10 protein-coding genes and 1 pseudogene are annotated in these 9,324 nt (G+C 60.2%); 8 read left to right on the top strand and 3 right to left on the bottom strand.

Translation table 11 applies throughout. The annotated features are described in order from the left end of the window. Nucleotides 1-733: pseudogene (locus tag NKI37_RS26925) on the top strand (IS1380 family transposase); the annotation flags it as partial. 235 nt (nt 734-968) lie between these two features. Here the strand turns inward: NKI37_RS26925 and NKI37_RS26920 are convergent. Together NKI37_RS26920 and NKI37_RS26915 are read right to left on the bottom strand one after the other, a co-directional pair. After that, the gene (locus NKI37_RS26920) at nt 969-1,133 is read right to left on the bottom strand and encodes a hypothetical protein (RefSeq protein ID WP_352544215.1); all 165 of its coding nucleotides are present in this window, start codon (nt 1,131-1,133) and stop codon (nt 969-971) included. A 56-nt stretch (nt 1,134-1,189) separates the two neighbouring features. Continuing rightward, nucleotides 1,190-1,579, bottom strand: a complete 390-nt coding sequence (locus tag NKI37_RS26915; protein WP_352544214.1) for a hypothetical protein — start codon at nt 1,577-1,579, stop codon at nt 1,190-1,192. A gap of 300 nt (nt 1,580-1,879) precedes the next feature. Between NKI37_RS26915 and NKI37_RS26910 the strand changes: the two genes are divergently transcribed. From NKI37_RS26910 to queE, 4 genes are read left to right on the top strand one after another with little or no spacing between them, the layout of a single operon-like run. Beyond that, a complete protein-coding gene (locus tag NKI37_RS26910; protein ID WP_352544213.1) occupies nt 1,880-2,125 on the top strand; it encodes a hypothetical protein in 246 nt (81 codons plus the stop codon). A 15-nt stretch (nt 2,126-2,140) separates the two neighbouring features. Next, on the top strand, nt 2,141-2,839 hold the full coding sequence (queC, locus tag NKI37_RS26905) for a 7-cyano-7-deazaguanine synthase QueC (protein ID WP_352515443.1): 699 nt from the start codon (nt 2,141-2,143) through the stop codon (nt 2,837-2,839). Beyond that, complete coding sequence (gene queD / locus NKI37_RS26900) at nt 2,839-3,195, top strand: 6-carboxytetrahydropterin synthase QueD (protein WP_023673552.1); 357 nt, start codon at nt 2,839-2,841, stop codon at nt 3,193-3,195. The genes queC and queD overlap by 1 nt, the downstream gene beginning before the upstream one ends. Further along, on the top strand, nt 3,192-3,926 hold the full coding sequence (gene queE, locus NKI37_RS26895; protein ID WP_023708064.1) for a 7-carboxy-7-deazaguanine synthase QueE: 735 nt from the start codon (nt 3,192-3,194) through the stop codon (nt 3,924-3,926). The genes queD and queE overlap by 4 nt, the downstream gene beginning before the upstream one ends. Before the next feature lie 236 nt (nt 3,927-4,162). On the opposite strand, the gene hemN is transcribed toward queE, so the two are convergent. Continuing rightward, entirely contained in the window at nt 4,163-5,512 is a 1,350-nt protein-coding gene (gene hemN / locus NKI37_RS26890) for an oxygen-independent coproporphyrinogen III oxidase (RefSeq protein WP_023750565.1), read from the bottom strand. Between the two features lie 152 nt (nt 5,513-5,664). Between hemN and NKI37_RS26885 the strand changes: the two genes are divergently transcribed. The 3 genes from NKI37_RS26885 (at nt 5,665) to ccoO (ending at nt 9,319) form a co-directional block, all read left to right on the top strand. Beyond that, nucleotides 5,665-6,411: a Crp/Fnr family transcriptional regulator gene (locus NKI37_RS26885; protein WP_023708062.1), complete on the top strand. Its 747-nt coding sequence runs from the start codon at nt 5,665-5,667 to the stop codon at nt 6,409-6,411. Between the two features lie 554 nt (nt 6,412-6,965). Beyond that, nucleotides 6,966-8,576 (top strand): cytochrome-c oxidase, cbb3-type subunit I, encoded by a 1,611-nt coding sequence (gene ccoN / locus NKI37_RS26880; protein ID WP_023750566.1) that lies wholly within the window; start codon nt 6,966-6,968, stop codon nt 8,574-8,576. Nucleotides 8,577-8,587: 11 nt separating this feature from the next. After that, the gene (gene ccoO / locus NKI37_RS26875) at nt 8,588-9,319 is read left to right on the top strand and encodes a cytochrome-c oxidase, cbb3-type subunit II (protein WP_023716338.1); all 732 of its coding nucleotides are present in this window, start codon (nt 8,588-8,590) and stop codon (nt 9,317-9,319) included. The last annotated feature ends 5 nt before the right edge of the window (nt 9,320-9,324 follow it).

The following is a 9,324-nucleotide window of genomic DNA, read 5'->3' as shown; positions in this document are numbered from 1 at the left end:
GTGGTGCTGAGATCCGCCCCCACCTGCGCCGTCTGGTGCGGGCGATCCGGATCAACTGGCCGAACATTCGAATCCTGCTCCGCGGCGATAGCCATTATTGCAACCCGCAGGTCATCGACTGGTGCCGCGCCAACGATGTCGACTTCATCTTTGGCCTCGCGCCCACCACGACCCTGCGCAAGCATGTCGCGGATCTGGAGGCCAGCACGACCGCGCGCTTCGAAGCGTCGGCCAAGACAGGCAAGGTCCGCAGGTTCAAGAAGTTCGTTGACGGCGCCGCTAGTTGGAGCCGCGTCGAGCGCATCATCGCGCGGGTCGAGGTCGGCGCCCACGGTGGCGATATCCGCTTCGTCGTCACCAACGTTGCCGGTGGGAAGGCGAAGGCGCTCTACGAGGATGTCTACTGCCGGCGCGGCGCGGCCGAGAACCACATCAAGTCGTGGAAGGCGCATCTTGCCGCCGACCGCACATCCTGCACCAGAGCGACGGCCAACCAGTTCCGGCTATTCCTGCATGCCGGTGCTTACTGGTTGATGTGGGGCTTGCGGGCAGCGACGCCGAGGCTCTCGAGCTTTGCCGTCGCCCAATTCGACACGCTGCGATTGCGCCTCATCAAAATCGCTGCGCGGGTGGTCGAGATGAAATCGCAAATCCGCCTGCACCTGCCGACATTCTGCCCCGGCCAGCGTATTCTGCGCATCGTCCCGATCGCATCCCCCAACTCGCGACATAAAGATGGGGCGCAGACGCCCCGAACCGAACCGCCGACCCGAACCTGCGAACCCCCGCCTGCCATCACGCCGGAGCAATCCCGGCGCATGACGAGGCGCGTGGAAAAGCACCGCAACGGCGACCACAGCGTCGCTTCAGGCCGTCAAAGCTTATCGCCGTGCATCAAGGCGGCTAGATGGCAACGAGGCTTATGCCGCCCGAGCATCGCAGCTAAGTATGCATGAGGGGTCGTCCCTTCAAAATACTTGATACATTTGCGCTTGCGTAGCTCCTTGCATGCGCTCGATGCCAGGAGGAGACCTCTGTTCTAAACGCTCGCATCGATGCAACGCCGTTGACACCACCATCGCGGCGACCGCTTTGCCGCGGCCGCCGCAGCCCTTTTCGAGCATGACGATCATGCCGGCGCCATCGCAGTGATGCACTTGCAAATTCAGAGATGCATTCTGGCCAAATGCTAGGTGCCCAGCATATGTCCGGCATCCCGCAACGCCGCTACGAAGAGACGGGCATTGCCGTTGGCATCCATCTTGGCCTGCATCGACAGGGGCATCCTGTGCCAGCTCTCCAAGGCCGCAATGTAATGTGAGAACATACCGTTAACGATGCAATAGTGGGTAACTAGGCCGTGTCCGTCTAACGCCAGCACGCCGAACTGGCCGCCGTGATATCGGATGGCTGCGACCCGCTGGACCTGCGCGTCACCGTCGATCCGCGCGTCGAAAAGCAGGCTGCCGCGGCTCCTGGTGGCTATCTCGGCGGCTTTTTCAGCGAAGCTCAACGAGAGCGAGCGGACGCTTTCGACTGCCATCTGTAAAACCATCAAGTTCAGTTCATCCACTGCCATAAGGTACCTGTGCGCAAGACATGGGTGATTGCAATCGACCACACCGCTTGTTCACAGATGTCGGCTCACGACCGGTTATTCAGGGTTCGCCGGTCATCCATCGAGGGCGCGCTCATCAAAATGATCCTGAAGTGGAATGCGCTGCATCTACGAAACGCGAGGAGCAGGCCAGCCAAAGCTGTCGCGACAATTGACCTCATAATCCATCCCGATATCTGGATTTCGGCATCGCTGAACATCCCTGGTAAGTGAGCTGTTTGCGGCAAGCCCATCTCGGCTTTCTACCCCGAAACCGTTGCAATGGCGTCGCTCGGCGCTCGGGACCGCCAGGCTCTGCTCGTCGAGAACTTTGTCCCCGAGAAGCGTTCGACTTTGAGCATTCCGCTGAAGGGTGACGTCTCGCCAGTCTGTGTCCTTGCAGCTCACCGCGAGGGCTTTTTGCGCATCGCACGCAAGCGCACGAACTGGTCTCCGTTCACTTCACAAAATGGTTTTCCTGAAGTACTGGAGCGCAGAGAAATCTCCGGTCGCAGCCTACCCGGTTAAAACAAGGACCCAACGATGAAGACTCTCGTCGTCTGCTCCGGCGGATTGGATTCCGTTACTCTTGCCCACAAGGTGGCAGCGGAGCACCAGCTTACCGGCCTGCTATCGTTCGATTACGGCCAACGGCATAGGAAGGAATTGGGCTTCGCCACCCTCTGCGCGGAGCGCCTGAGTGTCCCGCAGCGAATCATCGATATCCACGAGATCGGCGGCGGCCTTTCCGGCTCCGCGCTGACCGACAATGTGGACGTGCCCGACGGGCACTATGCCGAAGACACTATGAAGATAACGGTGGTGCCCAACCGGAACGCCATCATGTTGGCCATTGCCTTCGGCCTCGCCGCAGCGCAAGACGCTGACGCAGTGGCGACGGCCGTGCATGGTGGGGATCACGTTGTCTATCCCGATTGCCGTCCGGCCTTCATCGACGCTTTCCAGATGATGCAGGACCACGCGCTCGACGGCTACGCGCAGATTCGCCTTTATGCACCCTATGTGAACCTGACGAAGGCGGACATTGTTACGGATGGAGCCACATACGGCACGCCGTTTGCGCAGACCTGGTCCTGTTACAAGGGCGCCGAGCGTCATTGCGGGAGGTGCGGGACCTGCGTCGAGCGGCGTGAGGCGTTTCACATCGCTGGGCACCCGGACCCAACCGAGTATGAGGACTCCGACTTCTGGCTCGGAGCGCTGCGAAGGACTACCGCGTAATGTTCCGCATCACCAAGGAATTCCACTTCTCAGCCTCGCATCAGCTCACCTCATTGCCACCCGATCACCAATGCGCGCGCCTGCACGGACATAACTACATCGTCGAAGTGGAGCTTTCAGCGGATGGACTGGACGATCACGGCTTCGTGCGCGACTACCACGACTTGGCGCCATTCAAACGCTACATCGACGAGAGCTTCGACCACCGGCATCTCAACGACGTGCTGGGACACGAGCAAGTCACGGCGGAATATCTGGCCAGACATTTCTACGACTGGTGCAAGGCACGCCTGAGCGAAACCGCGGCCGTGCGGGTGAGCGAAACGCCGAAAACCTGGGCGGAATACCGGCCATGACGAATACTCATCCCGCAATCCGCGTTAGCGAGATTTTCGGGCCGACGATCCAGGGCGAGGGCGTGCTCATAGGTTTGCCGACGATCTTCGTCAGAACCGGCGGGTGTGACTATCGCTGTTCCTGGTGCGACAGCCTCCATGCTGTGGACAATCAATTCCGGCATGAATGGGAGATGATGTCCGTTGGGGCGGTGTGGAAAAATGTGCTTGCCCTTTCCGGTGGCCGCCCGGTGATGGTGTCGCTATCAGGCGGCAATCCGGCCATCCAGCCGCTCGGCGCGCTCATCGACCGGGGCCATGGTGACGGTTACCGTTTTGCGCTGGAAACCCAAGGGTCGCTTGCCAGGGACTGGTTTGCGCAGCTTGACGTGCTGATCCTCAGCCCAAAGCCGCCGTCAAGCCGAATGACGACAGATTGGGCCGCTGTCGAGGCGTGCCTCCAGGCGGCACAAGGCAAGCCCCAAGTCGTGCTCAAGCTCATTGTTTTCGACGAAAGGGACTACACCTACGCGAAAGACGCCGCTGCGCAATTTCCGCAACTTCCGATCTATCTGCAGCCCGGCAATCACACGCCGCCACACCCCACAAATGATGACGCGCCTGTCGACCTTGACGGAATATTGAAGCGCATGGAGTGGCTGGTTGACAGCGTGACCCGCGACAGATGGTTCGAGGCCCGCGTGCTGCCGCAGCTGCACGTTGTGCTCTGGGGTAACAAGAGAGCCGTCTAGCCCAGGCCCTTTCCACTGGAACTGCGCCGGCAGAATTCGGGTGAACGGGTGGTTCAGGTCGAAGGGAGCTGTCGCCGACAACCATGATCCGACAGGCAGGGCTCGAGCGGACGATATCGTCGCTGCGCCAAGACGCGTCTGGTCCGCTCAGAATCTTGTCTCGATAGACGGTCGCCGATCAACAAACGTACCGCGGTCCATGATCGACTGAGAGGCATGACCGTTCCTCTGAGTGCTCAGACTGCCGCCGAGTGCCTGGCCGTTCCAGCTTCGAAATATTTGTCGAACCTGGCCGCGATGCTTCGGACGAAAGGGCGACTTTCAGCCGGCACAACGAATCTGTCGCCATCAAGTTCAAGCAATCGAACCGGATCGTGGAGGGCCATGGAACTTGACTGAAGGAGGAGCCTCTGGCCGGCCTCGCCGAAGCGTTCCACCAGATCGATGGCCGAGAAGGCGAAGTCGCACATCAAACGTTCGATGATCCAGCCGCGAACGCGGTCGTCGTTGGAAAGTGCGATACCCCGAACAGCGGCCAGCCCGCCGTCATCAACCATGCGTCTATATTCGCTAGTTGAAGGCATGTTCTGCGCATAGCCTTGCCGAAACTGGCTAATGGATGACGGGCCGAGCCCGATCAAGATTTCGCAGCAATCGTCCGTGTAGCCCTGAAAGTTCCGGTGCAAAGTCCCGGTGTGTGCCGCAATCGCCAGCGCATCGCCTGGTTTGGCGAAATGGTCGAGCCCGATTGCCTCGTATCCATTGTCTACAATCGCCTGTGCAGCCAGTTGCGACTGGGCAAAGCGCTCCGCGGGACCCGGCAACCAGGCCTCGTCGATCATCGTCTGATGTTTCTTGAACCACGGTACATGCGCGTAGCCAAACAGTGCGATCCGATCCGGTTCCAGGGTCAGTGCCTGCGTGACCGTAGAAGCGACGCTTTCCCTGGTCTGGTGCGGCAGACCATAGAGCAGGTCCAGATTGACGGATTCGACGCCGCGCGAACGAACGCCGTCGACGACCGTCTTGGTCTGCAGGAAGCTCTGCTCGCGGTTGATCGCCTTTTGCACCTTCGGATCGAAATCCTGAACGCCGAGGCTCGCACGGGTCATGCCGATTTCGGCAAGCGCATCGAGGCGGGCATCGTCCATATCGTTGGGTTCGATTTCAACGCTGATCGTGGCGCCGGGAAGAAAGCCGAAGCTGTTGCGCAGGGCGGTTCCCAGCGCCACCATATCTTCGGGCTTGAGCATGGTCGGCGAACCACCGCCGAAATGGACGGCACGCACACGACCTTTGCCTCCAACAAGACCGGCGACGGTAGCGATCTCGGCATGCAGTGAGCGGAGATAGATCGTCACCGGTTCGTAATGGCGTGTCTGCTTGGTATGGCAGGCACAAAACCAGCAAAGCTTGTCGCAGTATGGGATGTGCAGATAGAGCGAGATTTCGTCGCCCTCATCGAGCCGCTGTAGCCAGCCACGACAAACGGTAGCGTCAACGCTTGCATTGAAATGCGGCGCGGTCGGGTAGCTCGTGTAGCGCGGGACGTTCTCGCCAAATCTGGCAACTAGCTTTTGTCGCATGTCGTGGTCCACCGTGTTTGCCTCGCCCGAACTGTGGATGCTTGGATGAGCCTAAGCCCTGATTTCGATCAACCTTCAGCACGGACAAACTGCCGCAAGGATTTTTCTACCGTGGATGCTATCCTGCCCGCACGGAGCGGTAGAGCGATCGAATGACATTACGGCAGGATATTCACAGTTCCGGCATCCCCGTTCTTTGCCTGTCTTGCGAGGCACGGCGCCGCGGTGTCTGTGGCGCGCTAGAGCCAGACCATTTGGCTCAGCTCGCCAAGACGTCGTCGCGGCACAATATCGAGCCGGGGGTCGAACTGATCGGCGACGCCGAGGCGGTCGACTGTTATTCGAACGTGCTTTCAGGCGTGGTGAAGCTCACGAAGAGCCTGTCAGATGGACGCCAACAGATTGTCGGCCTGCAGTTCGCCCCGGATTTTCTGGGTCGGCCCTTCAAGATGAAAAGTGCGATTAATGCGGAAGCGGCAACAGCTGTCTCGCTATGCTCGTTTCCCAGAGCGGCCATCGAACGGATGATGAAGCAGTCACCCGAATTTGTGCATCGCCTGCTCAAGCAGGCGCTGAACGAACTTGACGAGGCACGCGAATGGATGGTGACTCTGGGGCGCAAGACCGCACCAGAGAAGGTGGCGAGCTTTCTCCTCATGATTGCCCGGAACATCGACTCCAATGTTGACCCGACGGCTAGCTCGACGTGCTTCGAGCTGCCGATGACGCGTGCCGACATTTCTGATTTCCTTGGAATCACAAACGAGACCGTGAGCCGTCAGCTGACCAGCCTGAGAATGGACGGCGTGATTCGGATCGAGAACAACCGCCGCGTCACCGTGGACAGCATGAGCCGGCTGGAACGGCGCTGCGGCGGCCGAGGCGCTACAGCCGTTTGAATGACGCAGAAGCTGCATGGCCCCCGTCACTTACTTCATTCGGGGCAGGGCATGCTCGCGTTGGGCTCAGAAGAAGTCGCGTAGCGACAGCCCGTTCTCCATCCGATCGTATGCGCCAGTTGCCTTTCGGCTCGTCGGCGAAGCATCCACACTTGGCCGAAGTCAATACGCCTCATCCGCAGGGGAAAATCGCCGTCTCCCCAAGCCATGAATGTCACGACGGCAGCGTAACGCTGGCGCTGGCTGTTCCAAGGCATTGAACGCGGGGTTCGGTAAGGCGTCGACCTGCTTTCCAGCGTCGCAGAAGGTGCGCTCCCCCACACGCCCGCGGTCGCCTCCGCACCCGGGGCCCGACCGGGGACGCCAGGCCCCATCCATAAACGGGCGGCCGGTGGTGCGCTTCCACATTCGATCGTCGCAGTCTGATCGCACCGAACTCGATGCTGCTCGAGCAAAATGGTGCGGCTCTGACATGGATCAGGGCGAGCAGGCGACGGCTGCGCAATAAGGCACCGCGGTTTGGCATCCGCCGGAATTGGAAATCGGGGCTTGCGATGAAATTCGGCAAAGAAATCGTGCTTCTAAGCCTGTTCGCATTCGCGGCTTTGGTGGCGGCTGGCGCTGGGGTGGATGAACCCTTTCGCCAGCATATGTGGGTCTTGTTCTTCGCCTTGGCTGGCTTCACTGCGATCCTACTGCGTAACACTGAGTTCAAGCCTGCCGCTCCGATCGACCCGTCCGCTTACATGGACGGGCCAATCCGCTACGGCGCCATCGCCACCATGTTCTGGGGTGTGGTTGGCATGGTGGTCGGGGTGGTCATCGCGCTGCAGCTTGCCTATCCCGATCTCAACATCCAGCCCTGGTTCAACTTCGGCCGCTTGCGGCCTCTGCACACCTCGGGCGTCGTCTTCGCCTTCGGCGGCAATGCGTTGCTTTGCACGTCTCTCTATGTCGTCCAACGCACATGCCGCGCTCGGCTGTTCGGTGGCGATCTCGCCTGGTTCGTGTTCTGGGGCTACCAGCTCTTCATCGTCATGGCCGCGACAGGTTATCTGCTCGGCATCACCGAGAGCCGCGAATATGCGGAACCCGAATGGTATGTCGACATCTGGCTGACCATCGTCTGGGTCGGCTACCTGATCCTGTTTCTGGGCACCATCCTGAAGCGCAAGGAACCGCACATCTACGTCGCCAACTGGTTCTATCTTTCCTTCATCGTGACCATCGCGATGCTGCATGTGATCAACAACCTGTCGATGCCGGCCTCCTTTCTCGGCTCCAAGAGCTATTCCGCATTTTCCGGAGTCCAGGACGCCCTGACGCAGTGGTGGTACGGCCACAATGCCGTCGGGTTCTTCCTCACCGCCGGCTTCCTCGGCATGATGTACTATTTCGTGCCCAAGCAGGCCAACCGGCCGGTCTATTCCTACCGCCTGTCGATCGTCCATTTCTGGGCAATCATCTTCCTCTACATCTGGGCCGGGCCGCATCACCTGCACTACACCGCCCTGCCCGATTGGGCGCAGACGCTCGGCATGGTGTTCTCGATCATGCTGTGGATGCCGTCATGGGGCGGCATGATCAACGGCCTGATGACGCTGTCGGGCGCCTGGGACAAGCTGCGCACCGATCCCATCATCCGCATGATGGTGATGGCCATCGCCTTCTACGGCATGTCGACCTTCGAAGGCCCGATGATGTCGATCAAGACGGTCAACTCGCTGTCGCATTATACCGACTGGACCATTGGCCACGTCCATTCCGGCGCACTCGGCTGGGTCGGCATGATCTCGTTCGGCGCGATCTACTTCATGGTGCCGAAGCTCTGGAACCGTGAACGCCTCTATTCGCTCAGGCTCGTCACCTGGCATTTCTGGCTGGCGACGCTCGGCATCGTTGTCTACGCCGCGGTGATGTGGGTGTCCGGCATCATGCAGGGCCTGATGTGGCGCGAATACGACGAGCAGGGCTTCCTGGTCTACTCCTTCGCCGAAACCGTGGCCGCTATGCACCCTTATTACATCATGCGCGCCATCGGTGGGGCCATGTACCTCTCCGGCACCCTGATCATGGCCTGGAACATCGCCATGACCATCCTCGGCTACCGGCGCGAGCAGGATCCGATGCCGCGCTCCACCCCCGCCCTCCAGCTTGCGCGATGATGAGACGGAAAATGAGGTTGATGAACAGACACGCGGTCATCGAGAAGAACGCTACACTTCTCCTCCTCGGGTCGCTGCTGGTCGTGACAATCGGCGGCATCGTCGAGATCGCGCCGCTCTTCTATCTCGATAATACGATCGAGAAGGTGGAAGGCATGCGCCCCTACTCGCCGCTCGAACTTGCCGGGCGAAACATCTATGTCCGCGAGGGCTGCTACCTCTGCCACAGCCAGATGATCAGGCCGTTCCGTGACGAGGTCGAGCGCTACGGCCACTACAGCCTGGCGGCCGAGTCGATATACGACCACCCCTTCCAGTGGGGATCGAAGCGCACCGGACCGGATCTCGCCCGCGTTGGCGACCGGTATTCCAACCTGTGGCACGTGGATCACCTGACAGATCCACGGTCCGTGGTGCCGGAATCGATCATGCCGAGCTATGCCTTCCTGAAGGACAAGCCGATCGCGGTGAAGGACTTCTCGACGCATCTGGTCGCCAACAGGCGCGTCGGCGTCCCTTATTCCGACGACATGATCGCCAACGCCAATGCCGATTTGATGGCGCAGGCTGATCCCAACGCCGACACATCCGGCCTCGAGGCCCGCTACCCCAAGGCCAAGATCGGCGACTTCGACGGCAACCCGCAGCAAGTCACCGAAATGGACGCGCTGGTTTCTTATCTCCAGATGCTGGGCACGCTGGTCGATTTCAAGAACTACGATGAGACCGCCGGCTACCGCTGAGGACA

The sequence above is a fragment of the Mesorhizobium sp. M0626 genome, from assembly GCF_040320665.1.
Classification (GTDB): Bacteria; Pseudomonadota; Alphaproteobacteria; order Rhizobiales; family Rhizobiaceae; genus Mesorhizobium.
This window is presented reverse-complemented; position numbering and strand designations above follow the sequence as displayed.